General features: G+C 62.0%; 26 protein-coding genes and 1 pseudogene. 4 read left to right on the top strand and 23 right to left on the bottom strand.

Annotated features, from left to right (window positions below):
- The 23 genes and pseudogenes from V8G57_RS21430 to fliE all read right to left on the bottom strand — a co-directional run.
- Positions 1-320: pseudogene (locus tag V8G57_RS21430) on the bottom strand (peptidase S8); the annotation flags it as partial.
- 157 nt (positions 321-477) lie between these two features.
- Positions 478-930 (bottom strand): transposase, encoded by a 453-nt coding sequence (locus tag V8G57_RS21425; RefSeq protein ID WP_092398806.1) that lies wholly within the window; start codon positions 928-930, stop codon positions 478-480.
- Between the two features lie 36 nt (positions 931-966).
- Positions 967-1,467, bottom strand: a complete 501-nt coding sequence (locus V8G57_RS21420) for a chemotaxis protein CheW (protein ID WP_092398808.1) — start codon at positions 1,465-1,467, stop codon at positions 967-969.
- A 55-nt stretch (positions 1,468-1,522) separates the two neighbouring features.
- On the bottom strand, positions 1,523-3,550 hold the full coding sequence (gene cheA / locus V8G57_RS21415) for a chemotaxis protein CheA (protein ID WP_342831105.1): 2,028 nt from the start codon (positions 3,548-3,550) through the stop codon (positions 1,523-1,525).
- Positions 3,551-3,597: 47 nt separating this feature from the next.
- The gene (locus V8G57_RS21410) at positions 3,598-3,969 is read right to left on the bottom strand and encodes a response regulator (protein ID WP_092398812.1); all 372 of its coding nucleotides are present in this window, start codon (positions 3,967-3,969) and stop codon (positions 3,598-3,600) included.
- A 12-nt stretch (positions 3,970-3,981) separates the two neighbouring features.
- Positions 3,982-4,896: a flagellar motor protein MotB gene (gene motB, locus V8G57_RS21405; RefSeq protein WP_342831104.1), complete on the bottom strand. Its 915-nt coding sequence runs from the start codon at positions 4,894-4,896 to the stop codon at positions 3,982-3,984.
- A gap of 27 nt (positions 4,897-4,923) precedes the next feature.
- Entirely contained in the window at positions 4,924-5,784 is an 861-nt protein-coding gene (gene motA / locus V8G57_RS21400; RefSeq protein WP_092398816.1) for a flagellar motor stator protein MotA, read from the bottom strand.
- 59 nt (positions 5,785-5,843) lie between these two features.
- Complete coding sequence (gene flhC, locus V8G57_RS21395; protein ID WP_092398818.1) at positions 5,844-6,464, bottom strand: flagellar transcriptional regulator FlhC; 621 nt, start codon at positions 6,462-6,464, stop codon at positions 5,844-5,846.
- 51 nt (positions 6,465-6,515) lie between these two features.
- Positions 6,516-6,833 (bottom strand): flagellar transcriptional regulator FlhD, encoded by a 318-nt coding sequence (gene flhD, locus V8G57_RS21390; protein WP_014004965.1) that lies wholly within the window; start codon positions 6,831-6,833, stop codon positions 6,516-6,518.
- 244 nt (positions 6,834-7,077) lie between these two features.
- Complete coding sequence (locus V8G57_RS21385) at positions 7,078-7,770, bottom strand: Hpt domain-containing response regulator (RefSeq protein ID WP_342831103.1); 693 nt, start codon at positions 7,768-7,770, stop codon at positions 7,078-7,080.
- 148 nt (positions 7,771-7,918) lie between these two features.
- Positions 7,919-9,553: a sensor histidine kinase gene (locus tag V8G57_RS21380; protein ID WP_342831102.1), complete on the bottom strand. Its 1,635-nt coding sequence runs from the start codon at positions 9,551-9,553 to the stop codon at positions 7,919-7,921.
- A gap of 218 nt (positions 9,554-9,771) precedes the next feature.
- Positions 9,772-11,430: a methyl-accepting chemotaxis protein gene (locus V8G57_RS21375; protein ID WP_342831100.1), complete on the bottom strand. Its 1,659-nt coding sequence runs from the start codon at positions 11,428-11,430 to the stop codon at positions 9,772-9,774.
- A gap of 29 nt (positions 11,431-11,459) precedes the next feature.
- The gene (locus tag V8G57_RS21370; RefSeq protein ID WP_175501053.1) at positions 11,460-11,942 is read right to left on the bottom strand and encodes a chemotaxis protein CheW; all 483 of its coding nucleotides are present in this window, start codon (positions 11,940-11,942) and stop codon (positions 11,460-11,462) included.
- 164 nt (positions 11,943-12,106) lie between these two features.
- Positions 12,107-12,754, bottom strand: a complete 648-nt coding sequence (locus tag V8G57_RS21365; protein ID WP_217647603.1) for a response regulator — start codon at positions 12,752-12,754, stop codon at positions 12,107-12,109.
- A gap of 172 nt (positions 12,755-12,926) precedes the next feature.
- Positions 12,927-13,235 (bottom strand): EscU/YscU/HrcU family type III secretion system export apparatus switch protein, encoded by a 309-nt coding sequence (locus V8G57_RS21360; RefSeq protein ID WP_342831112.1) that lies wholly within the window; start codon positions 13,233-13,235, stop codon positions 12,927-12,929.
- 65 nt (positions 13,236-13,300) lie between these two features.
- Positions 13,301-14,281, bottom strand: coding sequence for a flagellar hook-length control protein FliK (fliK, locus tag V8G57_RS21355; RefSeq protein WP_342831098.1), 981 nt, complete (start codon positions 14,279-14,281; stop codon positions 13,301-13,303).
- Positions 14,282-14,296: 15 nt separating this feature from the next.
- Positions 14,297-14,623 (bottom strand): flagellar protein FliT, encoded by a 327-nt coding sequence (locus tag V8G57_RS21350; protein ID WP_175501049.1) that lies wholly within the window; start codon positions 14,621-14,623, stop codon positions 14,297-14,299.
- A 1-nt stretch (position 14,624) separates the two neighbouring features.
- A complete protein-coding gene (gene fliS, locus V8G57_RS21345; RefSeq protein ID WP_092398836.1) occupies positions 14,625-15,101 on the bottom strand; it encodes a flagellar export chaperone FliS in 477 nt (158 codons plus the stop codon).
- Positions 15,102-15,112: 11 nt separating this feature from the next.
- Positions 15,113-16,573 carry a flagellar filament capping protein FliD gene (gene fliD / locus V8G57_RS21340; RefSeq protein ID WP_342831097.1) on the bottom strand — a complete coding sequence of 487 codons (1,461 nt, stop codon included), beginning with the start codon at positions 16,571-16,573 and terminating at the stop codon, positions 15,113-15,115.
- Positions 16,574-16,627: 54 nt separating this feature from the next.
- Positions 16,628-17,002: a flagellar protein FlaG gene (locus V8G57_RS21335; protein ID WP_342831096.1), complete on the bottom strand. Its 375-nt coding sequence runs from the start codon at positions 17,000-17,002 to the stop codon at positions 16,628-16,630.
- A gap of 168 nt (positions 17,003-17,170) precedes the next feature.
- Positions 17,171-18,259, bottom strand: a complete 1,089-nt coding sequence (locus V8G57_RS21330) for a FliC/FljB family flagellin (protein WP_092398842.1) — start codon at positions 18,257-18,259, stop codon at positions 17,171-17,173.
- 159 nt (positions 18,260-18,418) lie between these two features.
- A complete protein-coding gene (locus V8G57_RS21325; RefSeq protein WP_256381578.1) occupies positions 18,419-19,075 on the bottom strand; it encodes a flagellar regulator YcgR PilZN domain-containing protein in 657 nt (218 codons plus the stop codon).
- A gap of 48 nt (positions 19,076-19,123) precedes the next feature.
- Entirely contained in the window at positions 19,124-19,444 is a 321-nt protein-coding gene (fliE, locus tag V8G57_RS21320) for a flagellar hook-basal body complex protein FliE (RefSeq protein ID WP_144742258.1), read from the bottom strand.
- Positions 19,445-19,784: 340 nt separating this feature from the next.
- On the opposite strand from fliE, the gene fliF reads away from it, so the two are divergent.
- The 4 genes from fliF to fliI are packed head-to-tail and all read left to right on the top strand — an operon-like array spanning position 19,785 to position 24,672.
- Positions 19,785-21,509 (top strand): flagellar basal-body MS-ring/collar protein FliF, encoded by a 1,725-nt coding sequence (fliF, locus tag V8G57_RS21315; protein ID WP_342831095.1) that lies wholly within the window; start codon positions 19,785-19,787, stop codon positions 21,507-21,509.
- The gene (gene fliG / locus V8G57_RS21310) at positions 21,502-22,500 is read left to right on the top strand and encodes a flagellar motor switch protein FliG (protein WP_092398850.1); all 999 of its coding nucleotides are present in this window, start codon (positions 21,502-21,504) and stop codon (positions 22,498-22,500) included. Before fliF ends, fliG begins: the two co-directional genes overlap by 8 nt.
- The gene (fliH, locus tag V8G57_RS21305; RefSeq protein WP_092398852.1) at positions 22,493-23,227 is read left to right on the top strand and encodes a flagellar assembly protein FliH; all 735 of its coding nucleotides are present in this window, start codon (positions 22,493-22,495) and stop codon (positions 23,225-23,227) included. Before fliG ends, fliH begins: the two co-directional genes overlap by 8 nt.
- Positions 23,224-24,672 (top strand): flagellar protein export ATPase FliI, encoded by a 1,449-nt coding sequence (gene fliI, locus V8G57_RS21300; RefSeq protein ID WP_342831094.1) that lies wholly within the window; start codon positions 23,224-23,226, stop codon positions 24,670-24,672. Before fliH ends, fliI begins: the two co-directional genes overlap by 4 nt.
- The last annotated feature ends 45 nt before the right edge of the window (positions 24,673-24,717 follow it).

Here is a 24,717-nt window from a genome sequence, read left to right as displayed (position 1 = left end):
CCGGCCAATTGGGGATCGCTGACGTCGAAATCGGTATCGACCACGCCGACCGCGACGCCGGCGCCGGTCATGCCTTGTGCGTGGGCGGCCTTGGCGTTGCTGGGGTCGAGTACATTCAGCATGGCCGTCGGCGCCACTACCGGCGGCGTGATCGCATTGCCGTTGTTGTCAGTTGCGGGAGGCGGGGTGGTCGGCACCGCGGGCGCCGGCGGATTAGCGTTGCCGCTGCCGCCGCCTCCCCCGCCGCAGCCTGAAACCATGACCGACACGGCCATGGCGATCACCGACAATGAATATCCGGCAGACAGTTCCTTGTTCATGACATCCTCAGAATATTTGCTTCAATCATTGGCCAGGCAGGCCATCCGTTTACTGTATTAACGGACGTCGCCTGGCTTTCTTGAACGGCAAATCACGAGTTTGTCGGAGCTGTCTTTCTACATTTTCATTTCAAAAAATAACGCATTCCGGCGTCGGTCAAACAGGCAAGCCTCGCATCACCAGGCCGACCCAGTGCGAGGTCGATTCATCCACGCCCGGCGAATTTTTCCTGGCGCCGCCGACCTTGCCCAGCGACGAGTTGTAAACCACTTTATTGGCGCGCCGCGCCAGCCTTTGCCTGATGCGTCCGGTCTGCCGGTCGCCGTATTCAACGATCTCGTGGAACATCGATTTCAGCAGCGGATCGTCGTACATGCCTTGCTCCAGCTGGCGCCAGACGTCGCACTCGTTCCAGCGCCGGAAGCGCATGTAAGTGGTATTCCATTTGCCGAATTCGGCAGGCAGGCTGCGCCAGATGGATTTACTGCTGATGATCCAAAGCACGGCATCGATAAACAAGCGGTTGTCTCGGCCTTTGGCGCCGGGATCGCCCTGCTTGCCGATCAACAGAGGCTCCAGTTTCTGCCATTGGCTATCTAGAAGTTTCATCTTTGATTTCCTGTCTTTGCCTATCTCGCCGTTGCCTCAGGCAAGTTCAGCGTTGTCAAACAAAGCCATGTCCGCGCTGCACATGAGTTTTTCTATATCGATCAGGATCAGCATGCGCTGTTCCACCGTGCCCAGGCCGCTGAGATACTCTGCCGACAGCGCCGCCCCGAATTCAGGCGGCGGCTTGATTTCGTCGCGGCTCAAGGTCAGCACATCGGATACGCCGTCCACCAATATGCCGACCACACGCTCGGCGATATTCAAGATGATCACGACGGTCTGGTGGTTGTACTGGATGTTTTCAAGGCGGAACTTGATGCGCAGGTCGACGATAGGCACGATGATGCCGCGCAGGTTGGTCACGCCCTTGATGAAGTCCGGCGCATGGGCAATCCGCGTCACGGCTTCGTAGTCGCGGATTTCCTGCACTTTCAATATGTCGATTCCATACTCTTCGCTGCCAAGCGTGAACACCAGGAATTTCTGTCCTTCCGACTCATCCTGTCCTGCCAGAATTTTATTGTGATCGTTGACCATTTTATTTTCTCTATCCTTTCAAAATTTCTTGCCAGGCGCCGGCCGGCGCCATGCCTCAGGCCGCTGCCAGCAACGGCGCCTTCTCGCGGCCGGCGCGCTGCAGCGCTGCGACATCGACAATCAGGGCAACGCTGCCGTCGCCAAGGATGGTGGCGGCGGAAATGCCCGGGACCTTGCGGTAATTGGTTTCCAGGTTCTTCACCACCACCTGGTGCTGCCCGACCAGCTGGTCCACCAGCAAGGCAAAGCGTTTCCCCTCGCCGTGCAAGATCACCACGATGCCTTGGGTCGGATCGGTGCGGGCGTCGGCGACGCTGAATACCCGATGCAATTCAGTCAGCGGCAGATATTCGCCGCGCACGTGCAGCACCTGTTCTTCATTGCTCACGGAATGGATGTCTTCAGCGCGCGGCTGCAAGGATTCGATCACGTAATTCAGGGGCAGGATGTAGACTTCATTGCCGACCTTGACCGACATGCCGTCCAGGATCGCCAGCGTCAGCGGCAATACGATCTTGGTAGTGGTGCCGTTGCCTTGGCGCGATGCGATTTCGACATGGCCGCCCATCTCCTGGATGTTGCGCTTGACCACGTCCATGCCGACGCCGCGTCCCGAGACATCGGTAATTTTTTCAGCGGTGGAGAATCCCGGCGCAAAGATCAGTTGCCAGACTTCGTCGTCGCTGATGGTGTCGCTGATCGCCATCCCTTGCTGGATCGCCTTTGCCAGGATCTTTTCGCGGTTCAGGCCGGCGCCGTCGTCGCTGACTTCGATCACGATATTGCCGCCCTGGTGCTGGGCCGACAACAGCAGCTCGCCGACCGGATCCTTGCCGGCGGCGATGCGCTGTTCCGGCTGTTCGATGCCGTGGTCCAGGCTGTTGCGCACCAGGTGGGTCAAGGGATCGATGATGCGTTCAATCAGGCTCTTGTCCAGTTCCGTGGCCTTGCCGAAAGTCACCAGCTGCACCTGCTTGCCGAGCTTGTCGGTCAGGTCCCTGACCAGGCGCGGGAAACGGCTGAATACGTAATCCATCTGCATCATGCGGATCGACATGACCGATTCCTGCAGGTCGCGCGCGTTGCGTTCGAGCTGCCCCATGCCGTTCAGCAGGCGCTCATGCAGCACCGGATCCAGCGTCGCCGCGGTCTGCGCCAGCATCGACTGGGTGATCACCAGTTCTCCCACCAGGTTGATGATCTGGTCGACCTTTTCCACGTCGACGCGGATCGAGCTGGATTCCTTGGCGGCTGCAGGCGCTGCTGCAACGGTAGCAGCGGTTGCAGCGGCGGCAGCCTTCGGCGGCGTCGTGGCTGCCGTGATGGCAATCACCTTCGCCGGCGTTGGTTCTGGCAGTTCAACCGGAAGCGGTTCGGCTGCCGGCAGCGCTGGCGCCGCCGCTTCCTGCGTGATGTCGATCTGGTCGATATCGATGATGAAACAGCACACGGCGATGATGTCGTCCGCCTCGCAGCTGGTTTCCAGCCACAGGGTCAGGCTGTCCTCGCTTTGCGTCTGCGCTGCCACGGTTCCCAGGTTTTCCAGCTCCGCGCTCAGCAGCTTGCGGTCGCTCTCGGATATCCTGGAAAAACGTACGCGCAGCTGCGCATTGCCGGCAGCAGCGGCAGCCGGCGCCGGCACTGACGCCGCCACCGCCACCGCCACTGGCGCCGGCGCCGCAGGCTTGGCGCCGGCGCTTTCCTCCTGCGCCAGCTGTTGCAGCACCGCGCAAATCCGCGCGACCATGTCGGGATCGGGCTCGGCGCCGGCCCGGTAAGCACTTATCTGTTCTTGTAGCACGTCTTTGGTTTCCAAAAAGGCATCGATCATTTCCTTGCGCAGTCGTATTTCCTGATGACGGGCACGGTCCAGTAAATTTTCCAAGAGATGCGTGGTGTCGGTCAGCGCGACAAACCCGAAGGTAGCTGCGCCGCCCTTGATCGAATGCGCGGCGCGGAATATGGCGTTCAGGTGCTCGCTGTCGGGCGCGTCCATGTCGAGCCCCAGCAGCAACTGCTCCATTTCGGCCAGCAGTTCATCCGCTTCTTCAAAGAAGGTCTGGTAAAACTCAGTGATATCCATATCGTTTGTGATCTCCTTACTGCGTTCTTTGATTGTCCGGCTTATCGCTATTCGGCCAGCATGCTGGCGACCACTTCGAGCAAGGTTGCAGGTTCTATCGGCTTTCTCAGCCAGCCGCTGGCGCCCGCCGCGCGCGCATCGGATTTTTCGGCATCGCTGGCTTCGGTGGTCAGCACCAGGATCGGCGTCTCGGCATGGTTTTCCAGCTGCCGCAATGCGCGAATCAGCTGGTGGCCGCCCATCGCCGGCATGTTCCAGTCGGTCAGCACCAGGTCGACCGCTGCCGTTCGGGCATGCAGCATCGCAGCCGTGCCGTCAGCCGCCAGCAGGACCTGGTAGTCGCCCTCGGCCAAGGCTGCTGCAATCAGCTTGCGCATGACCGCCGAGTCGTCCACCACCAGTATTGTCCTAGTCGTCATATGCTTCCTGTGTCATGGCTGGGCTGCGGCAGCAGGCTTGGGCACGCTGTCCCGCAGCTGGCCGGCGCTGTCCTTCTGGCCGTCGAGCTTGAGGCCGGCGCTGCTGCCGCTGCTGTTTTCCTGTTCGATCTGCGCCTGCGCGCGCCGGTTCAGCACCACGATGCTGATGCGGCGGTTGATCGGATCGAGCGGATCGGCCTTGTTCAAATCCATGGTCGACGCCACGCCCATCACGCGCAGCACCTTTTGTTCCGTCATGCCGCCGCTGACCAGTTCGCGCCGCGATGCATTCGCCCTGTCGGCCGACAGCTCCCAGTTGCTGTAAGACTTCGAACCAGGCACATAAGGCGTTGCATCGGTGTGTCCGGCCAGGGTGATCTTGTTCGGCAATTCATTGAGCACCGGCCCGATCTCGTGCAGGATGGTGCTCATGTACGGCTGCACCTTGGCGCTGGAAAGATCGAACATCGGCCGGTTGCGGTTATCGACGATCTGGATCCGCAATCCTTCGCTGGTGATGTCGATCAGCAGCTGCGGCCGGAACTGCTTGAGCACCGGATTCGCATCGATCACCTGCTCCAGCCGCTTCTTCAGCTGCTTCAGCCGGTCGGCATCGGCGCTATCCGGGTTGCTGCGCTTGTCGTCGCCGTCGACCTGGGTAAAATCGGTGCCGCCGCCGGGAATCACGCTGCTGCTGGTGCTGCTTTTTTCACCGCCGCTGATGGCGACCTTGAGCGGCATCTTGAAATACTCGGCGATCCCCTCCCTTTGCTTGGGAGAAGAAATCGACAGCAGCCACATCACCAGGAAAAAAGCCATCATCGCCGTCATGAAATCGGCGTAGGCGATCTTCCAGCTGCCGCCATGCGCCTGGTGCTTGGCGGCGCTTATCCGCTTGACGACAATGCGCTGCTTGGGCTTGCTCATGCGGCCTCCGCACCGGGCCGGCAGGCGCTAGCGGCTTTTGACTTGGCGCACATGGTCATCCAGCTCCGTGAACGATGGGCGTTCGGTCGAGTACAGCACCTTGCGGCCGAATTCCACCGCCAGCTGCGGCGCATAGCCGTTCAGGTTGGCCAGCAAAGTGACCTTGATGCACTGGTACACTTTCACCGATTCCGCAACCTGGTGTTCAATCAGGGTCGCCAGCGGCGACACGAATCCATAAGCCAGCAAGATCCCCAGGAAAGTGCCCACCATTGCATGCGCAATCAGCTCGCCCATTTCCGACGGTGGCAGGTTGGCCGATGCCAGCGCATGCACCACGCCCATCACCGCCGCCACGATGCCGAACGCCGGCAAGGCGTCGCCGACCTTGGCCAGGCTGTGCGCCGGCACCTCGGCCTCGTGCTTGTAGGTTTCTATCTCGTGGTCCATCAGCGATTCGATTTCAAACGCGTCCATGTTGCCGCTGACGATCAGCCGCAGGTAGTCGGTAAGGAATTCGATCACGCGCGGATCGTGCTGCACCAGCGGATACGGGGCGAAGACGGGGCTGTTCAAAGGGTCGTCGATATCCGCTTCCAGCGCCAGCATGCCGTCCTTACGCGCTTTCGCCAGCAACACGTAGAGCAAGGCCATCAGCTCCATGTACAGGGCCTTGTCGTGCTTGGAACTGCGCAGCAGTTTCGGCAGCTCCCTGACGGTGGCCATGATGGCCTTGCCATCGTTGCCGACCACGAAGGCGCCGACTCCGGCGCCGCCGATCATCAGCAGTTCGATCGGCTGGAACAACACGCCGAGGTGGCCGCCCATCATGGCATAACCGCCAAACACAGAAGCTATGACAACGATATAGCCAACAAAAACTAGCACTTTTGATTCCCCTTGAAATAAACCTTATGCAGCCGCAGCCGCCACTGTCGCCACCAGGCTCAGGCCAGCCCGCCGTTAGCAAGGCCGGCAACCTGCCGCACCGGAAGCGGCATATACCCATGCGCCGGAACAAGATCTGCTCCGGGCAAGGCCGGGGATTCCAGCTTGCGCGTCTTGCCGGCGCGCGACGGCGGCCGGCACAGGACGCAGACGAAACCGTTCTGCAAGTCATGGGCATGGGCGACGAAGCGGCCGTTGCAGCGGCTGCAGGTGCTGAGCTGCAGCATGCCGCTGTCGAAGAAACGGGTCAGCGTCCAGGCCCGCGTGAAATCCAGCACCGGCTTGCCGCCTTGCCGCTCGACCTGCTCCAGGTAGAGCCGGTAGCTCTTGACCACCGCAACGATCTGCTGGCCGTCGCCATGCGCCACCATGAAACGGTAAATGTTGTAGAACATCGACGAATGGATATTCGATAGCCAGGTCATGAACCAGTCGGTGGAAAACGGCAGCAATCCCTTGGGCGGCGAAATGCCTTTGATTTCCTTGTACAGCTTGATCAGGCGGTCGCGGCTCAAGGAGGTTTCGGCTTCCAGGAACTGCAGGCGCGCGCCGAGCTTGATCAGGTCGATCGCGAGCTGGATTTCCTGGGCTTCCAGGATCACGCTTTTGTTAGTAGCCATGGTTGCCGGCCTCGACAGTCAACGCCATGGCGGAACATGAATTCGGCAGCTTCATCGGATGCCTTCCAGCGGTTGTCCAGCCAGCAGGATGGAAGCGTGCGCCTGTTGCAAGGCATGGTCTTTGTCGGTATGCGTCAAAGATGAAAGAATCGCGTGGTCGTCGAACCGGAAACGGCACAACAGGAGGCTGGATGCGGCCAGCTTCACCACCTGCGACAAAGAGAGGTTGCCGAGCAGCTCGGCCAGTTCCCGGCTCAATCCCATACGAAACATGGCTGTCGCTTTATCCTCCCGCAACAGACGTTGTGCCAGCAGCAGATAAGAAAGATTCACTTCGCTTATCTCGTTTACAAATCCATTACTGTCCATGCTTTCCCCCAGACTGAAACTACTTATGAATGTTTACGGCACTTGGTGAGCAATCTTTTAGTTTTTGTCTTTTTGCGCTGCTTCAAAGCAATTATGAAATGTTTCAAAAAAGAAATAAGTCGGTAAGGTTCTCGATATGGATGAAATATTTGGCTGAGTCGATGTAGGCATTGTTCCTACGTCAGCACCGCATTGCGCGGCTGCCAGGGAGAGTGGTGAAAACAGAGGGCGTATAACGGTTTTGTCAGGGCATTGCGTGGCTTGCCTTGAGCTGCAAAGCAAGCCGGTCCAGCGCATTTTGCAGACGGTCGTAGACGACTTCCATAGCCTCTGACGGGTTATTGCGCGATTGGTTCTCGATTTCCGCTGCGGATTGCGAAATTTCTTTTTGCTGCAATACCGCCGCCGCGCCGCGCAAGCCATGGGCGATGCTCGCGGTCTCCGCCCAGCGCCGGTTTTTTATGCTGAGCTTGAGCCCGGCCAGCTGCAGGTAACCGAACTGCAGCAGGTCGGCCAGCAAGTCGTCGGGCGCAGCAGGCGTTACGGCGGCAGGTTTCTGCGGCACGATCGGCGCCAGCGTTTGCCGCAGCTGTGCGCGGCTGATGGGCTTGGTCAGGATGGCGGTGCAATCCAGCCCCCTTGATTCACGCTGCAGGTAGTCGAGCGACATGCCGCTGTACAGGATCATCGGGATCGCCGGCAAGGCCGACGTGTCGGCTTCCCAGCGCCTGACCCGGTGCAGCAGCTCGACTCCGGTCATGTCTTCCAGCACGTAGTCGGTGATGACCGCCGCCGGCCTGGTATGCGTCAGCCATAGCAAGGCCTCGGCGCCGGTGGCGACCAGTTCGCTCTGCCAGCCTTCGGCCGCCAGCTGCGCCTGCAGCATGCGGCGGTTGATAGGATGATCTTCGACCACGAGAATTAAAGCGGAACGCATCGCCACCTCCTAGGAAAGGAGAAGATATCCTGTTTTGGCGATGGCCACGGGGCGCAGCAAGCCGGCTGCAATGCCAGCCCCGGGAGCCGTAACAGCATCGCCGGCATCCAGTGTAGCAAACCCGCGATCCGCCGCGGAGAGGACGGGTTCAGCGCGCATTCAGCGGAATGCTGAGATTGACGACGGTGCCGATCCCCACTTCGGAGTCGATGCGGATGCTGCCGCGTATCAGGTCGGTAAACTCCTTGGCCAGCGACAAGCCCAGGCCCAGCCCGCGGCTGCGGCCGGCGCGCACCGACTCTGCCTGGTAGAAGTATTCGAACAGATGTTTCAGCTCGGCTTTGGCGATGCCGGGGCCGGTATCGAGCACCCGGATCTTGAGCTTGTCCCTGAACGTGGTCACTTCTATCGTGACGCCGCCGGTGACGGTGAATTTGACGGCGTTGTCGAGCATGTTGTTCAGTATCTGCGACAGCCTGACGCGGTCGCACAGGAAATTGCCCGGCAAATCCGGCGCCAGCCGCATCTGGAAGCTCAAGCCCTTCTTGTCGGCGTTGATTTTATGCATCGAGCCGACGTACTCGAAATAACTCAGCGTATCGATATTCTCGTGGAATATCACCACCCTGCCGGCTTCGATGCGCGCCAGGTCGAACAGGGTGTTCAGCAAGCCGTGCAGGTAGATCGCGCTTTGATGGATCAGGTCGCCGAATTCGCGGCTCTGCGGATCGCTGCTGGTGTCGCGCACCAGTTCGGAATAGCCGTGGACGCCGCTCAGGGGCGTGCGCAGTTCATGCACCACCGTCGCCAGGAAACGGGATTTCCGCTTGTTGGCGTCGCTCGCGCGCCGGCGCATGGCGTCGTATTTGCGCACCACTTCATATTGCCGCTTGATGGTGCGGTAGGCCAGGCTCATCAGCAGCAGGATCAGCACGGTCGGCACGCAGGCGTACATCACATAGCCCATCAGCTTGGGGCTTTCCTGTCCCGGCAACGGTTCGGGGTCAGGCAGTTTCACCGACAGCAGCAGCGGATAAGGCTCCAGCTTGCGCGACACCCACGAATGCTGGTCGGCCGGCGCTTTCTGATCGGCGAAAGGCTGGCTCTTGCTCAGCTCGCTATCGTCCAGCTCCATCACCGTTTCATCGATGCGGCGCAGGATCATCCTTTCATTGGCCGGCGGTCCGTCGGCGGCAATGCCGTCGCTGCCGACCACTTGCCGCTCGCCGGCGCGGATCCGGTCCAGGCTGGCATACAGGGCCGGCAGGCGGTCCACCGCAAACTCCAGCTCGACGATGCCGGCGAAATCGCCGCGCGCAGAAAAAATGCGGCGCGCCACATGCATCACCCATTGGCCGCTGCCGGGCAGCTTGCGCGGGCGGGAAAAACGCAAGGCGTCATCCAGGTGATCGCGCTGCGCGACATACAGTTCGTTGCCGCTCCAGTCGGCGGCGGCGCCAGGCTTGGTCGAGGCCAGCAGGCGGCCGCCCTGGTCGACGATGTTCAGCTGGGTATACAGGCTGCCGAATATCTTCGTATAGCGCAGCAGGTCTATTTTTCCATCCGCCATCTGGAAATCGTCGCGCACCAGCCGCAGCAGGCGATCGCGTTCGTCGATGGAACGCAGCAGCCGCTGGGTGAAATCGCGCACCACGATGGTATGGCTGAGCTGGATGGTCTTGACGTCGCGCTCGTAGTCGGAACCTATCTGGTAACCGGCGTACAGCCAGACGTAGCCGATGACCAGGATGGCTGTGATGGTGATTGCGTAGACGAGGCGCATGAAACGCGAGCCGCAGAAAATGCCATCCGTTTTTGAAGCGGCTAGCAGGCGACGCCAGGCAGAGGTAAATCTTTGCATTACGATGGGCATACAATCTATTGGAAACTGTGACAGATATTACCGCCACAATACGTGAAGCCCGCCGGCAGCCACGATGTCAGCACCGGCGCAACTTAACGTATCCGCTATTATCCAGCATCGTACAAGCTCGTCACCTGTCAATTTATGCTGACCAGGACAGGCCGGCTGCCGGCATGATGTTCTTCTGGCATGTCTGCAGCGGCCTTGGCCGGTCCGGAATCTTGTCGTTCAGGCATGCCTGAATAGGCAGCGTCCTCTACCAGTTGAAAGATGCTGACCGCCTGCAGCAATTCTCCCGCCTGTTCCTGCAAGCTGTGCGCGGCAGCGGCGGCCTGCTCTACCAGCGCCGCATTCTGCTGGGTAGCCTGGTCCATTTGCCCCACCGCCTGGTTGACCTGCTCGATGCCGCTGCTCTGCTGCTCGCTGGCGGCGGCGATTTCAGCCATGATGTCGACCACGCGCCGTATCGAGGCGACGATCTCGCTCATCGCGGCGCCTGCCGCGTCGACCTGCCTGCCGCCGGCATCCACCTTGTCGACCGATGCGCCGATCAAGACCTTGATATCCTTGGCCGCGACCGCCGAACGCTGCGCCAGGTTGCGCACTTCGGCCGCCACCACCGCAAAGCCCCGTCCCTGGTCGCCGGCCCGCGCCGCTTCCACCGCCGCGTTCAGCGCCAGGATATTTGTCTGAAAAGCAATGCTGTCGATGACGCCGATGATGTCGCTGATCTGGTGCGAGCTGTCCCTGATCAATGCCATGGTGGCAACCACCTCGGACACCATCTGGCCGCCGCCCAGCGCCACCGACGCGGCGTTTTCAGCCAGCTGGTTGGCTTGCCGCGCGTTGTCGGCATTTTGCCTGACGGTCGAAGTCAATTGCTCCATCGACGCCGCGGTCTGTTCCAGGCTGGCGGCCTGTTCTTCGGTGCGGCTCGACAAATCCTGGTTGCCGGCCGCGATCTGGCGCGAAGCGGTGACAATGCTCTCGGTTCCGTTGCGTACCCGGCTGACCGTATCACGCAAGGAAAAAATCATTTCCCTGATCCCCAGCAGCAGCTGTCCGGTTTCATCCTTGCCCTTGACTTCGATGCTGGCGCCAAGGTCGCCCTTCGCCACCCGCTGCGCCACCGCGACAGCCGCATGCAGCGGCTTGACGATGCCGGCGGTCAGGCGCCATGCGAACGCCGCGCCGAGGAAGATGGCGAGGGCGCCGAACGTCACCAGCAGGTTGCGGCCGGCGCGATAGTTGGCAGCAATATCCAGCGCCGCCTCATCGATTGCCTGGCGCTGGACGCCGACAAATTTCTGCAGCTTTTCCAGGTACTCCTTGCGCGCCGGATCCAGGTCTTTCTCTATCATGGCCACCGCGCTTTCAGCGCTGCCGTACTGGCGCGTGGTCAGCACGGTGTCGCGCATTTCCGTATAGGCCGCGCGCGCCGCGGCGATTTCTCCCAGGGCTTGCCGGCCCTGGTCGTCGGACAGTCCATGCAGCTTGGTCTGCAGCGCCGATGCGCGCTCGGATGTCGCGCTCATTTCGGCCTGGAAAATCTTCTGGGTCTTGCTGTCGTCGCTGCGCACCACCGCCATCGTGCGCACCGCGTTGACCGCCACCGCATCCTGCCATTCCGCCGCCAGCCGTTCACGCACCAGGAACTGCGAGACCATGGCGTCGACCGCGGCGCCGGTCTGCTGCAAGCGCCAGATGCCTATTCCTGTGATTGCCACTACCAGCAGCAATATGGCGGTAAATCCGATACTCAGCCGGACCCCTATTCTTGTATTGGCGAAATTCATGTCCCCTCCTCTTTTTTAGCTCCCGCCCGTCACGCCGTCAGCTTGTTGATCAGGCCGATCTCGTCGCTGGACATCAGCTTGTCTATATCCAGCAAGATCAGCATGCGGTCGTCGAGCGTGCCCAGGCCGATCAGGTAATCGGTATTGAGGACCGTGCCCATTTCCGGCGCCGGCTTGATCTGCTGGCTGGACAGGGTGATCACATCGGACACGCCGTCGACCACCATGCCTACCGTGCGCTCGCCGAGGTGGAGGATCACGACCACCGTAAACTGGTCGTAGCTGGAAGCCGCCAGGTTGAACTTGATGCGCATGTCGATGATGGGTGTGATCACGCCGCGCAGGTTGACCACGCCTTTCAGGAAATCGGGCGCGTTGGCGATCTGGGTGACATTGTCGTAACCGCGCAGCTCCTGCACCTTGAGGATATCGATGCCGTACTCTTCCTTGCCCAGGGTAAAGGTCAGGAACTCCTGGCCGGCTACCTCGTGTTGAACGGTTGAACGGCGCATCTGCGTCGGCGTTTGAGCGGCAAGCGTCATGAACTTGATCCTTGAGAATTGAAATGCACCTGTCGCGCCGGACAGAGGAAATCCGGCGCGCGCAGCACTTGGGTGATTCAATATAAACAGGAGCAAGCGCTATCGATATAGCGAAAAGGGATTGAAACAGCCCTCTATTCGAGCAAACCGTGCTCGATCACGTAGCGGGTCAGTTCAGCGTTGGTGCGCACCCCCATTTTCTCGAACACGCGAGAACGATAGACGCTGACGGTCTTGGGGCTGATGGAGAGGTTTTTGGCTATTTCGGTGCGGGTCTGGCCGGAGGCGATCATGCGCACCGTCTGGAATTCGCGGTTGGACAATTGTTCGTGCGGCATCAGGTCGTCTTCCTCGATGACGTGGTTCGCCAGCGATTCCGCCAGGCCCTTGCTGATGTACTTGCGGCCGCGCGCCACCACCCGCACCGCTTCCACCAGTTCATCCGGGGCGCCGTCCTTGGTCAGGTAGGAAGCAGCGCCGGCTTTCAGGGCGCGCACCGCAAACTGTTCCGGGCCATGGCTGCTCAGCACCATGATGCGCAGCATCGGCTCGCGCTTCTTGAGCAGGTGCAGGATTTCAATGCCGTCCTTGCCCGGCATCGAGATATCCAGCAGCAGGACATCGCACGGCTGCTCTCTCAGGATATCGGTAATACCGTTGTAGTCGCTAGCCTCGCCGATCACGGTGATGCCTGGGCTGGCGTTCAGGATATGCAGTAGCCCGCGCCTGACAATGCGATGATCATCAGCGATCAATACCCGAATCGGTGATGCAACTTTCATTTCCATGACTCTTTGAACAATCTCATTTCACAACCGATGACTGTGCATTATCGATCTGCGGCCAGGTCCGCACAATACGGGGGCGCAACTATATCAACAATATGCACACATTTTGCTCCGGTGCAGATGAGCGATATTAAATAATCAATATCTGCATGCACTATCGCGGTATTCAAGCAGGCAGCGGCGGCTCCTGCCCATTTTCCAAGCTATACACCCAGGCCAGCAACTCGGCCACCGCCACATACAGCTGCGGCGGAACCTGCTGATCCAGGTCGACATGCATCAGCAGCTTCACCAGGTCGGGCGACGCGTGCACATACAAGCCGTGTTCGCGCGCCTTTTGCATGATGGCGTCGGCCACCGCGCCGTAACCTTTCGCCACCACCAGCGGCGCCTGGTCGTGGCGCGCAGGTGATAACGCTACCACGCTTTTCCGAAATGAGCCCTCAGTTTCCACTGTTGCCCGCCCCTCGGCCATTGCCATCTGCCGATTCCATGCCAGCCGGACGTGTGCTGCCGATAAAAAACATTACTCTAATATAATTATTTATCTTTGTTGTCATTTTTTGTATCCAATTCATCATCTGGCGCCGCTTGTGGCAATTGCACCACTTGCAAGCCGCCCAGATGCAAGCCGGCGGTCGAAAACCGCTGCAGCAATCGAGGGCAGCCGCCCTGCATGGATGTGATCGTGGCCGCCTCGGCCGCGCCCAGCTCGGCGCGCCAGCTGTGGTGCGCCAGGCTCAGGCGCAACTCGATGCGGCCAAGCCGGGGCAAGGTCATGCTCAGGCAGGTGCTCCAGCTGCGCGGCGTGTCGTCGTCGGGCTGGCGCCGCCCCTGCTCTGTAATTTCCCATTCCATGCCGGCATCCGGCCAGGCTTCTCCGCTCCAGCGGAATTGCGACAGCGCCAGCAGCTCGAGCTGCTGGCGCACCAGCGGCATCGCTTCAGTAGCGATGCTGGCGGCGGCATGGCTCGCGGCGGGAACATGCGCCGGGGCAGCTTCTGCATCGGTCGTCGCCAACGACAGGGCCAGCCCGGACTGCGGCTCTTGCTGCAACTGGGCCAGCGAGCGTTCGCCGGTGAAAAACTGTAACAGGTGGGATTCGTAAAACAGGCCGCTGTCGGCAACGCTGCGCGCCAGGGTCGCCGCCAGGTGCTGCGGTTGCGGCGCCGCGGCGGCGTCCGGCCATAGGGCTGCGCTGCCGCTTACCGCCTGTCCCTTGGCCGGCGCCGCGCCCAGCAGCTCGCTGATGACGCGCGCTGCCGCACTCAGGCTGGCGCCGTCGGCAACGCCTGGCGCCGGCCGCAGGTTGCCCGCCTGCGCCGGCTGGGCCGGATCGATCCCCAGCTGGCGGTCGATCGCCGCACGCGACGGCAGCCGGGTATCGTTGGCAATCGCCTCGATGTCGGTGATCACGTCCGGCGCATAGATGGCCAGCTGGCCTTTCAACGGCACAAGGTCCGAACGCTGCAGCGCCGCCGGCGCCAGCAGCTTGTCGACCAGGGGCGTGCCGCCGCTCATGATGCTCGGCCAGGCTTACTGGCCGTATGCATGGTTGAGATGCTGCTGCCGATGCATGTTGCCCAGCATGCTGCTCAGCTGCGCCAGCTCAGGCGTCACGATATCGCGGATTTCGGCGTCGGCAGCCAGGATCCGGCTCAGCAGGCTTTGCTTGCGCGCCAGCTGCAGCGGCTCCAGGGGTTCGGCCAGCTCGATGCCTTTCAAGCGTTCGACATAAGAGCGGAACTGCTGCCCCAGCTGCACCAGGCCATCCCAGTCGCCGGCGCGCGCCAGCTCCAGCATGCGGCCGGTCAGCGGCGCGATCTTTTCGTAGCACTCCATCACTTCGTGTTGAGGCGTCATCTCATCCCCTTGCGGAGCGGTCGCCGGCAACCGGACCGGGAGACGCCGCATGCATCTGCCCGCCGCTGATTTCGCGCCAGGCCGAAGCGATGTTTTCCAGCAGCCGGTCAGCCTCCTCCAGCAAGGCAGGATCGTTGCGCAGGTTGGCGTACAGCAGGCGCTGGTTGATGTAGTCGTAGAGGGCCGACAGGTTTGCCGCAAGTTCGGCGCCGGCGCTGCCGCCGGCCTCGGCGTCCAGGCTGGCCTTGAGGCCGCTGTCGATGATGCTGACCGCCTTTGAAATGGCGTTGCCTTTGGCGACCACATCGCCGTTCGCCATATGGTGGCGCGCCATGCTGATGGCAGCTTTGGCGCCGTCGAACAGCATGCTCAGCAGCTGCTGCGGTGAAGCGCTCATGACCGCGCTCTCGATGCCGACCCGGGCATAGGCGCGCGCGCCGGAATTAAGTGTCGGCGCGGCGGCTGAAGATGTATACATGAAACCTCGCCTTATTTGGAAGTAGTCGTGCCGTTGATGGCGGCAAATTGCTGGGTCAGGTAGCTGCTGGTCTGGTTCATGCCGGCGATCAGCGTATCAAGATCGGTAAATTGCTTGGTATAGCGCGCAATCGTCGTGCTGATCAGCGACTGGGTGCTGGTCATCTGCGTCGCCAGCGTTTTCAAGGAACTGTTCAAGCCGTCGGTGGCTGATTTCAGCGGCCCGTTGCTGGCCGTGAAACCGGTCAGCAAGGTCGACATGGTTGAACCGAAGCCGGTGGTGCCGGAGGTGCTGGAGAACAGGTTTTGCACGCCGCTCAGGTTGGTGCTGAGCGCGCTGGTCAGCTTGGTCGAATCGATCGCCATGGTGCCGTCGGCCTGGAACGTCACGCCGATTTGGGCCAGCATGGTCAAGGGTGCGCCGCTGCCGCTCGCGGGTTGCGGCGTGTTCATGGTGTCGCGGATACGGGTCTGGATATTGCGCAAGGTCGCATCGCCGGTCAGCGGCGCCTGCGTCTGCGCCGTCGTGTCGAATGCGGTGTATTGCTTGGTGAGGGTCTGCAGGCTGTTATAGGTTGTGACAAAATTCGAAATCGCGGCTTGCACGGCGGCCGTATTGCTCTGCAACGACAATGTGCTGGGGCCGGTGCCGGTCAGCGTCATGGTCACGCCCTGCACCGCTTCCTTGACGGTGTTGCTGGCGCTGGTGATGGCGATGCCGTTGACCGTCAGCTGCGCATTCTTGCCTTCCACGGTCTGCTGCAGGTTCTGCGTGCCGGCAGGATCGTTGGACAGCAGGTTCGACAGCGCCGCGTCGCCGCTCACGCTGATCTTCATGGTAGACGCCGCGCCGGTCTGGGTGGATGTCAGGACCAGGCGGTTCGGCGTGTCGCTGCCGTCGTTGACGATGGTGGCCGTGACGCCAAGGGCCTTGTTTTTATTGATCGCGTCGCGGATGCCAGCCAGCGTGTTGTTGCTGGAATCGATAGTGATCGACGCCGCGGCGCGCGTGCTGTCCGCGGTAAACGTGGCGCCGCTGTATTTGCCGGACGCCGGATCCAGCGTGCCGCCCGAGATGCTGCCGAACTGCAGGGTGACCGTGCCGCTGCCGATGGCCGCGGTAGTGCTGGCGACGCCGCCGGTTGCCAGCGACTGCGCCTGCGCCAGCTGGCTGACGTTGATTGCGTAATTTCCTGCGCCGGCGGTGGCAGTCGCGGTTGCGCTCAGCACCGAGGTAGCGCTCGAGGTCGCCGTCACGTTCTGGAACAGCGTGGGATTTCCCAGCTGCGCTGCGGCCGCCTGCAATGTGCTCAAGGCGTTCTGTATGACGCCGTATGCCGACAGCTTGGCGTTGTACGCGCTTTGCTGGTTGCTCATGGCGGTGAGCGGCATGTTTTCGGAGACCGTAATGCTGCTCAGCAGAGTTGCCAGCGGCAGTCCGGATGCGGCTCCCAGGTTGGTCACTAAAGTCATGTCAATTCCTTTGCATTGAATATCGTTTTCGGTCGGCCGGACTGCCTGCAGCTGCTATGCGGTCTTTTCCAGCAATACACCCTTCATCTGGTCCATGACCTTGGCGATCCGCACTACTTCTTCGCTGGGGATCTGCAAGACCACCTTGCCGTCCTGCTGGTCTACCACTTTCAGGATCACGTCCTTGTAGCCGGGATCGATCTGGAACTGCACGCTCACCGCCCTCAGCTGCAGCTGGCGATTGATGTCGTCGATCTTGCTCTGGATCTGCGAGCGCTCGGGCACGCCGGCAAACTTGCCGTCGCCGCTTTCCTGCGGCTTCTGCGCAAGCGCGCCGGCATCCTTGGCAACCCTGTCATTCGCAACGGCGGGCGTGCCCTCGGCTGGCGCGGTCCTGCTTGCAGCATCCATATTGATCGCATTCGGCATCACGTCCTCACGTCTTCTTTCGGCTGTACCCTGTCCGCTCGGGTCTGGCGCTCCAAACCCGACTGGACAAAACATCATGGAACCGTGGGCGGCCGCAACAGCCGCCGCCCCCGGATCGGCAAATCCCGCAGACGCCTCAAGCAGGCGTCTGCGGAACCGGCTCATGGCTTATTGCAGCAATGTCAAAACGCTTTGTGTCGACTGGTTCGCTTTCGCCAGCACCGAAGTGCCTGCCTGTTGCAGGATCTGCGAACGTGTCATGTTCGACACTTCAGTCGCATAGTCTGCATCCTGGATGCCGGAACGCGAGGAAGACAGGTTGGTGACTGTCGTGCCCAGGTTAGCGATAGTCGAGGCAAAACGGTTTTGCACGGCGCCCAGCGAGCTGCGCAGGCTGTCAACTTGCGACAAGGCGCTGTCCATTGCTGTCAGCGGGCTGCCGCTGGCGGCTGTCAGCGATTTCGACGAGTCGTAAGTCACGGTGGCTGTCGGTGTCGCTGCGGTTGCGCCTTGAGTCGCATCAGCAACAGTCACGGTAGCGGCGTAGAAGTTGGCGCCGTTCTTGACGTAAGTATTGCCACGTGCATCTGTCACCAGGTCAGCGACTGTCGCGGTGAAGGCGGCAGCAGCATCGCGGTTGACGGCAGTGAAGCCGCCGGCGACGACGGCAACCGAAGCGCCGGTGTTGTCTTTGCCGGTAGGCGTCAGGGCAGCTGTCGCGCCGGAAGGACCAGCCAGGTTCAGCGTATTCAGCTTCAGCGCTGTCGAATCGATCTTTTGCAAATCGATGCCGATGGTCTGGCCATCGTTGGCGCCGACCTGGATGTTCAGGGTCTGGTTGGCTGCGAGGACCTTGACGCCGTTGAAGTCGGTTTGCGAAGAGATGCGGTCGATTTCTTTCAGGCGCTGGGTGACTTCATCCTGGATCGATTGCAGGTCGCTGGAAGAGTTCGTGCCGCTGGCGGCTTGCACCGACAGTTCACGGATACGCTGCAGGTTGTTGTTGACTTCAGTCAGCGCGCCTTCAGTGGTTTGCGCCAGCGAGATGCCGTCGTTGGCGTTGCGCGATGCTTGTGTCAGGCCGGTGATGTTGGCTGTGAAGCGGTTCGCAATGGCTTGGCCGGCAGCGTCGTCCTTGGCGCTGTTGATGCGCATGCCGGACGACAGGCGCTGGATGGCCGAGCTCAGCGAAGATGCCGATTTGGTGAGGTTGTTTTGAGCTACCAGCGAAAGAATATTGGTATTGATGACAGACATGGCATGACTCCTGTTGCTAAAGTTTATGGGTTCCGGCTAAGCCGCCGTAACGCTGGACTCGCTCCCGGCCAGACAACAACCGGGATAAGCAAGCCACCGTTATTCAGGTTATCGGCACTTGCCTGGAAAACATTTAGGGCCTGCCGCAAAATAAAGGCCCTAGGCGCCTAGCAGCCCGCCCAGGCTCTGCCTGGCCTGGTCGAGGTCAACGTAATAGCAGCCGAAATGGTTGATGACGCCATCCGGCCCGTGCACGCTGCGGCTGAACACTACCCGCAAATCCACCAGCAGCCGTCCCGAAGAACGGAAATCCAGCACCGCCGCCGGCAACACCGTGCCCACCGGCAGCGCCTGCAGCGCGACATAGGCTGAACGCAAGCCGATGCCGCGCGCGCTCAGGTCGTGGACGTCGAGCACAAAATCATTGCCGTCGCGCCGTTTGGCGCGTACTACGCAAGCTTCCACCGGCTGCATGCCGATGCGGATGAATTTCTGGTGCGGAAAATACGCAATGCAGGTCGGCAGCGCTGCCGCCAGCGCCGTCGGCCAGGGGCTCACGCTGTTGCGCGCGACGCTGCTCACGAAACGCACCCCGGCGCCGTCCAGCGCGCCGTCAAAACACAGCAGGTCGCCCGGCAGGTAATGCGCGCCGTTGCCGTCGGCGTCGCCTGCATGGATGAAAATGTCGTGCGCCAGCGCTACCGCCACCAGACGCGTGGCGACGCTTTCGCCGCCGCCCAGCAGCCGCATGGTCATGGTACTGTTCTGACGCTCCAGCTCGCGCAAGATACTTTCGATATCGGCCGCATCCTGCAACAGATAACTAGTGCCCTGCTCTAAACACGCATGTTCCAAAACTTACCTTCAAGCTGGCATATTCATGATTTCCTGATAAGCGGCAACCACGCGGTTACGCACTTGCAGCCCCATCTGGAAACCGACGTTGGCCTTTTGCAAATCAATCATCACGTCGTTCAGCGACACGCCTGGCTTGCCCAGCTCGAATGCTTCAGCCTGGCCGGCCGCATGCTGCTGGCTATTGCTGATGCGCTCCAGCGATTTTTTCATCTCGTCGGCAAAACCGCCGCCGGCAATGCCGTTGCCGGCTGCTGCTGCGCCGCTGCCGGCGATTTGCGCTGTCGCCGTTAATTGCTGTAATACCGATTCGATTGCCGAAATCGCCATGTTCCACCTCTTTCCTGTTTTGAATTCTCGCCATCGCCCTGGAACCCGGCCCATGCGCTGCCCGGCCCGGGCGATAACGTTTCACTGCTGCCAGCCAGCGTAACAGCAATGATTTTTTTACATAGCGTCAAATGATGGGGAAAACCCCGGCTATTCGAGCGATCGAAATAACGGCCAGCCGTTGACAATCATTAGCGTCGACACAGGCTGCCCCGGCTTGGCCCGGTTTACCTTTGTTGACATCTGTTACCCCATTCAAAGGAAAGCTTGTGTCAGATACACAGAAGCGCATAGCGAACACCAACCGCGGCCATAGTCCGTCGTCATCCGGGGCGGCAGCATGAATGCTGCCGCAAGCGGCGCCAACCTCGCCGGCGACAGGAAGCCGCCGCTGCTGGAGCAGCTGCGCGCCAATCCAAAGCTGCCGCTGATCATCGGCGCCTCGTTTGCCCTGGCCGCCATTGCAGCATTCTGGCTGTGGAGCCGAGCGCCCGACTACCGCGTCCTCTACAGCAACCTGTCGGACCGCGACGGCGGCGCCATCATCGCCTCGCTGCAGCAGATGAACATTCCCTACAAGTTCGCCGACGGCGGCGGCGCGGTGCTGGTTGCCGCCGACCAGGTGCATGAAGCGCGCCTGCGGCTGGCGTCGCAAGGTTTGCCCAAGGGCGGTTCGGTCGGCTTTGAACTGATGGACAACCAGAAATTCGGCGTCAGCCAGTTTGCCGAACAGGTCAATTACCAGCGCGCCCTGGAAGGCGAGCTGGCGCGTTCGATCGAATCGATTTCGGCGGTAGAGGCGGCCAGGGTCCACCTGGCCTTGCCCAAGCCGTCGCTGTTTGTGCGCGACCAGCAGAAACCGAGCGCCTCGGTGGTGCTCACCTTGCATCGCGGACGCTCTATCGATGACGGCCAGGTCAGCGCCATCGCCCACCTGGTGTCGAGCAGCGTGCCGGAACTGAGCGCCAAGAATGTGACGATAGTCGACCAGAGCGGCAACCTGCTGTCGACGCCGGCGGCCGGCAACCGCGGCCTGGATGCGAGCCAGCTCAAATACGCGCAGGAAATCGAGCAGAGCTATATCCGCCGCATCGAAGCCATCCTGCAGCCGATCGTCGGCGCCAGCAATGTGCGCGCCCAGGTAGCGGCCGACATCGATTTTTCGACGGTCGAACATACCGACGAAAAATACAGCCCTAACCAGGATCCGGCCAAGGCCGCCATCCGCAGCCAGCAATCGAGCGACGCCAACCAGCAGGGCGCGAGCCCGCCGGGCGGCGTGCCGGGCGCTTTGTCGAACCAGCCGCCGGTCAATCCGACCGCGCCGATCAGCACTGCCCCGGCGAACCAGCAAGGAGCAGCCGGCGCGCAGGCAAATCCCGCCGCTGGAGCAGGAGCAGGAGCCGGCGCCAACACCGCCAGCAACACGGCGCGCAGCGGCGGCTCCAGCAGCGTACGGCGCGACGTCACCACCAACTATGAGGTGGACCGCTCGATCAGCCATGTGCAGCAAAGCGCCGGCGCAGTCAAGCGCTTGTCGGTCGCGGTGGTGGTGAACTACCGCGGTACGGCCAATGCCCAGGGCAAGGTAGCCGCGCAGGCGCTGCCGGCGGCCGAAATGGAACAGGTGAAAAACCTGGTCAAGCAAGCGATGGGCTATAGCGCCGACCGCGGCGATTCGCTGAATGTAGTGAACAGCCAGTTTGCCGGCGAGGCGCCGGAGCCGGAATTGCCTGTGTGGCGCCAGGCCGACAATATCGAACTGGCCAAGAGCGTCGGCAAGTACCTGCTGCTGGCCATCGCCGCCCTGTGGCTCTGGTTTGGCCTGGTGCGGCCGCTGCTGCGCAAGCACCTGCAAGGACCGCAAGCCGCAGCTGCCGCCGCCGGCGCAACCGCCAAAGCCGCCGCCGAGCCGACTCCCGAGCAGGTCAAGCTGAACGACGAGGCCAAGCAACGCCAGGCCGACCGCCATCAGGACAACCTGCAGCACGCACAGAGCCTGGCCGAGAAAGATCCGCGCCTGGTCGCCATGGTAATCAAGAACTGGATGGGCAACAATGAGTGACGACGGAATCAGAAAGAGCGCCATCCTGCTGATGTCGCTGGGCGAAGACGGCGCTGCCGCCGTGTTCCAGCACCTGAACCCGCAGGACGTGCAGAAGCTGGGCATGGCGATGTCCAAGCTGCGCCAGGTGACGCGCGAACAGATTGCCGAAGTCATGGAAGAGTTCCGGCTTGAAACGGAGCAGTTCTCCGCGCTCAACCTGGATTCCAGCGGCTACATACGAGCCGTCCTCAACAAGGCGCTGGGCAGCGACCGCGCCGCCAGCCTGATCGAAGACATCCTCGAGTCCGGCAACAACTCCACCAACGGCATCGACACCCTGAACTGGCTGGAAGCCAACGAAGTGGCCGAGCTGATCCGCGACGAGCATCCGCAGATCATCGCCACCCTGCTGGTGCACCTGGACCGCAGCAAGGCGTCCGAAGTGCTGGAGCTGTTTACCGAACGCCTGCGGCACGACGTGATCCTGCGCGTCGCCACCTTCGGCGGCGTGCAGCCGGCGGCGCTCAGCGAACTGACCGATGTGCTGTCCGGCCTGCTGTCCGGCCAGGGCGTCAAGCGCAGCCGCCTGGGCGGCGTCAGGGCCGCAGCGGAAATCCTCAACCTGATGAGCAGCACCCAGGAAGAAAGCGTGATCCAGCATGTGCGCGAGCACGACGGCGACCTGGCGCAACGGATCATCGACGAGATGTTCCTGTTCGAAAACCTGCTGGAAATCGAAGACCGCGGCATCCAGCTGCTGCTCAAGGAAGTGGAATCGGAATCCCTCATCATCGCGCTCAAGGGCGCGGCGCCGGAACTGCGCGAGAAATTCCTGCGCAACATGTCGCAGCGTGCGGCCGAAATGCTGCGCGAAGACCTGGAAGTGCGCGGCCCGGTGCGGGTTTCGCAGGTCGAGAGCGAGCAGAAAAACATCCTGCAGATCGTCAGGCGCCTGGCGGATTCCGGCGAAATCGTGATCGGCGGCCAAGGCAACGACGCCTATGTCTGATCCAATCCAAGCGCGCGAACGGTTGTCGCCCCAGCGCAAGCTGAAACCGCAGATGAGCGCCTGGCAGCGCTGGGAAATGGCGGACGTGCTGCAGGCAGATGCGCAGCAAACGGCAGGCGACGCAGAAGCGCCGGCGCCGCTTGCGGCCGGACCGGCGCTGGCGGAGCTGGAACCGAAGCTGCTGATCGACGAAACCGAACTGCAGCGGCTGCGCCAGCAGGCGCAAGAAGACGGCGCCGGCGAAGGCTTCCGCCAAGGCCATGCCGAAGGCTGGCAGGAAGGTTATCAAGCCGGCCTGGAGATGGCGCAAACCGAAGCCGGCAGCCTGCGCGCGCTAAGCCTGGCCTTGCCTGACGCCCTGCGCCTGGCGGAAAAAGAACTGGCCGACGACCTGCTGACGCTGGCGCTAGACATTGCGCGCCAGGTGGTGCGCCAGGCCCTGGCCGTGGAACCGCAGCTGATCCTGGCCGCGGTGCGCGAACTGCTGCAGACCGAGCCGGCGCTGAGCGGCACGCCGCGCCTGCTGCTGCATGCCGACGACATGGCGCTGGTGCAGCAGTACCTGGCGGAAGACCTGCAAGCCGCCGGCTGGCTGCTGCGCAGCGACCCCGCCATCACGCGCGGCGGCTGCCGGGTGCAAGCCAGCAGCGGCGAACTGGACGCCACCATGGAAACCCGCTGGCAGCGCGTCGCGGCGGCGCTTGGCCGCAGCCAGGCCATGCCATGAGCGACAACCGCAGCCAGGCCGGCGCCGAGCCGGCCGCAAACAACCGCCACCTGCAAGCCTGGCGCAATACGCTTGGCAACGCCAGCACCAGCGTCGGCCGCAGCATCCCAATCCGCACCTACGGCCGCCTGACCCGGGCCGTGGGCCTGGTGCTGGAAGCGGTCGGCTTGCGCTTGCCGGTAGGCAGCGACTGCCTGATAGAACTGCCGCCCGGTTATGCGCAACGCACCACCGAGGCCGAAGTAGTCGGCTTCGCCGGCGACCGCCTGTTCCTGATGCCGCAAACCGAAGTCGCAGGATTGCTGCCGGGGGCGCGGGTCTATCCGCTGGAAGCCGTTGCAGTTGCGAATAACAACGGCAATCCGCCAGCCGAACCCGGCAGCAAGCGCCTGCCGGCCGGAGCGGGCATGCTGGGTCGGGTGGTGGACGCCGCCGGCCGGCCGCTGGACGGCCTCGGCCCCCTCGATTTCAGCCGCGAAGTGCCGCTCTCGGCGGCGCCCATCAATCCGCTGGCGCGCGCGCCTATCGATAGCGTGCTGGACGTCGGCGTGCGCGCCATCAACGCCCTGCTCACGGTGGGCCGCGGCCAGCGCATGGGCCTGTTCGCCGGTTCCGGCGTCGGCAAAAGCGTGCTGCTCGGCATGATGGCGCGCTATACCAGCGCAGAAGTGATCATCGTCGGCCTGATCGGCGAACGCGGCCGCGAGGTCAAGGATTTCATCGAAAACACCCTGGGCGAGGAAGGCCTGGCGCGCGCGATCGTGGTCGCCGCCCCGGCCGATACCTCGCCGCTGCTGCGCCTCCAGGGCGCGGCCTACGCCACTTCGCTGGCCGAATATTTCCGCGACCAGGGCAAGGATGTCTTGCTGATCATGGATTCGCTCACGCGTTACGCCATGGCGCAGCGTGAAATTGCGCTGGCGGTGGGCGAACCGCCCGCCACCAAAGGTTATCCGCCATCCGTGTTCGCCAAGCTGCCGGCGCTGGTGGAACGCGCCGGCAACGGCGCCCGCGACGCCAGCGGCAAGGGCGGCGCGATTACCGCTTTCTATACCGTGCTGACCGAGGGCGACGACCAGCAAGACCCGATTGCCGACGCCGCGCGCGCGATCCTCGACGGCCACGTGGTGCTGTCGCGCAGCCTGGCCGAATCCGGTCATTACCCGGCGATCGACATCGAAGCGTCGATCAGCCGCGCCATGACTTCGCTGATCGAGCCGGCCCAGTTCGATGCGGTGCGGCGCTTCAAGCAGATGCTGTCGCGCTACCAGCGCAACCGCGACCTGATCAGCGTCGGCGCCTATGCCGCGGGGCATGACTTGCAGCTGGACAAGGCGATTGCGCTGTACCCTGAAATCGAAGCTTTCCTGCAGCAGGGAATGGCGGAACGCGCCGGTTATAGGGAGGCAGTGACGCAGCTGGAGCAATTGTTCCAGGCCAATTAAGCAAGACCGCCGGTTCCGGCTCTATAGATTTCCTGAATGCCGCCG

The organism is Collimonas rhizosphaerae (assembly GCF_038896935.1).
Taxonomy (GTDB): Bacteria; Pseudomonadota; Gammaproteobacteria; order Burkholderiales; family Burkholderiaceae_D; genus Collimonas; species Collimonas rhizosphaerae.
This window is presented reverse-complemented; position numbering and strand designations above follow the sequence as displayed.

Bases quoted from the DNA above. Each gene is read 5' to 3' on its own strand.
- flhC (WP_092398818.1), bottom strand. From the start codon at position 6,464: ATGGCTACTAACAAAAGCGTGATCCTGGAAGCCCAGGAAATCCAGCTC.
- V8G57_RS21365 (WP_217647603.1), bottom strand. From the start codon at position 12,754: ATGAAAGTTGCATCACCGATTCGGGTATTGATCGCTGATGATCATCGC.
- motB (WP_342831104.1), bottom strand. From the start codon at position 4,896: ATGAGCAAGCCCAAGCAGCGCATTGTCGTCAAGCGGATAAGCGCCGCC.
- V8G57_RS21330 (WP_092398842.1), bottom strand. From the start codon at position 18,259: ATGTCTGTCATCAATACCAATATTCTTTCGCTGGTAGCTCAAAACAAC.
- fliS (WP_092398836.1), bottom strand. From the start codon at position 15,101: ATGTATACATCTTCAGCCGCCGCGCCGACACTTAATTCCGGCGCGCGC.
- V8G57_RS21370 (WP_175501053.1), bottom strand. From the start codon at position 11,942: ATGCGCCGTTCAACCGTTCAACACGAGGTAGCCGGCCAGGAGTTCCTG.
- V8G57_RS21350 (WP_175501049.1), bottom strand. From the start codon at position 14,623: ATGACGCCTCAACACGAAGTGATGGAGTGCTACGAAAAGATCGCGCCG.
- flhD (WP_014004965.1), bottom strand. From the start codon at position 6,833: ATGGACAGTAATGGATTTGTAAACGAGATAAGCGAAGTGAATCTTTCT.
- V8G57_RS21425 (WP_092398806.1), bottom strand. From the start codon at position 930: ATGAAACTTCTAGATAGCCAATGGCAGAAACTGGAGCCTCTGTTGATC.
- V8G57_RS21420 (WP_092398808.1), bottom strand. From the start codon at position 1,467: ATGGTCAACGATCACAATAAAATTCTGGCAGGACAGGATGAGTCGGAA.
- fliI (WP_342831094.1), top strand. From the start codon at position 23,224: ATGAGCGACAACCGCAGCCAGGCCGGCGCCGAGCCGGCCGCAAACAAC.
- fliD (WP_342831097.1), bottom strand. From the start codon at position 16,573: ATGACTTTAGTGACCAACCTGGGAGCCGCATCCGGACTGCCGCTGGCA.
- V8G57_RS21375 (WP_342831100.1), bottom strand. From the start codon at position 11,430: ATGAATTTCGCCAATACAAGAATAGGGGTCCGGCTGAGTATCGGATTT.
- fliE (WP_144742258.1), bottom strand. From the start codon at position 19,444: ATGGCGATTTCGGCAATCGAATCGGTATTACAGCAATTAACGGCGACA.
- V8G57_RS21410 (WP_092398812.1), bottom strand. From the start codon at position 3,969: ATGACGACTAGGACAATACTGGTGGTGGACGACTCGGCGGTCATGCGC.
- cheA (WP_342831105.1), bottom strand. From the start codon at position 3,550: ATGGATATCACTGAGTTTTACCAGACCTTCTTTGAAGAAGCGGATGAA.
- V8G57_RS21335 (WP_342831096.1), bottom strand. From the start codon at position 17,002: ATGCCGAATGCGATCAATATGGATGCTGCAAGCAGGACCGCGCCAGCC.
- fliK (WP_342831098.1), bottom strand. From the start codon at position 14,281: ATGAGCGGCGGCACGCCCCTGGTCGACAAGCTGCTGGCGCCGGCGGCG.
- V8G57_RS21380 (WP_342831102.1), bottom strand. From the start codon at position 9,553: ATGCGCCTCGTCTACGCAATCACCATCACAGCCATCCTGGTCATCGGC.
- V8G57_RS21385 (WP_342831103.1), bottom strand. From the start codon at position 7,770: ATGCGTTCCGCTTTAATTCTCGTGGTCGAAGATCATCCTATCAACCGC.
- V8G57_RS21360 (WP_342831112.1), bottom strand. From the start codon at position 13,235: ATGGCCGAGGGGCGGGCAACAGTGGAAACTGAGGGCTCATTTCGGAAA.
- fliG (WP_092398850.1), top strand. From the start codon at position 21,502: ATGAGTGACGACGGAATCAGAAAGAGCGCCATCCTGCTGATGTCGCTG.
- fliH (WP_092398852.1), top strand. From the start codon at position 22,493: ATGTCTGATCCAATCCAAGCGCGCGAACGGTTGTCGCCCCAGCGCAAG.
- fliF (WP_342831095.1), top strand. From the start codon at position 19,785: ATGAATGCTGCCGCAAGCGGCGCCAACCTCGCCGGCGACAGGAAGCCG.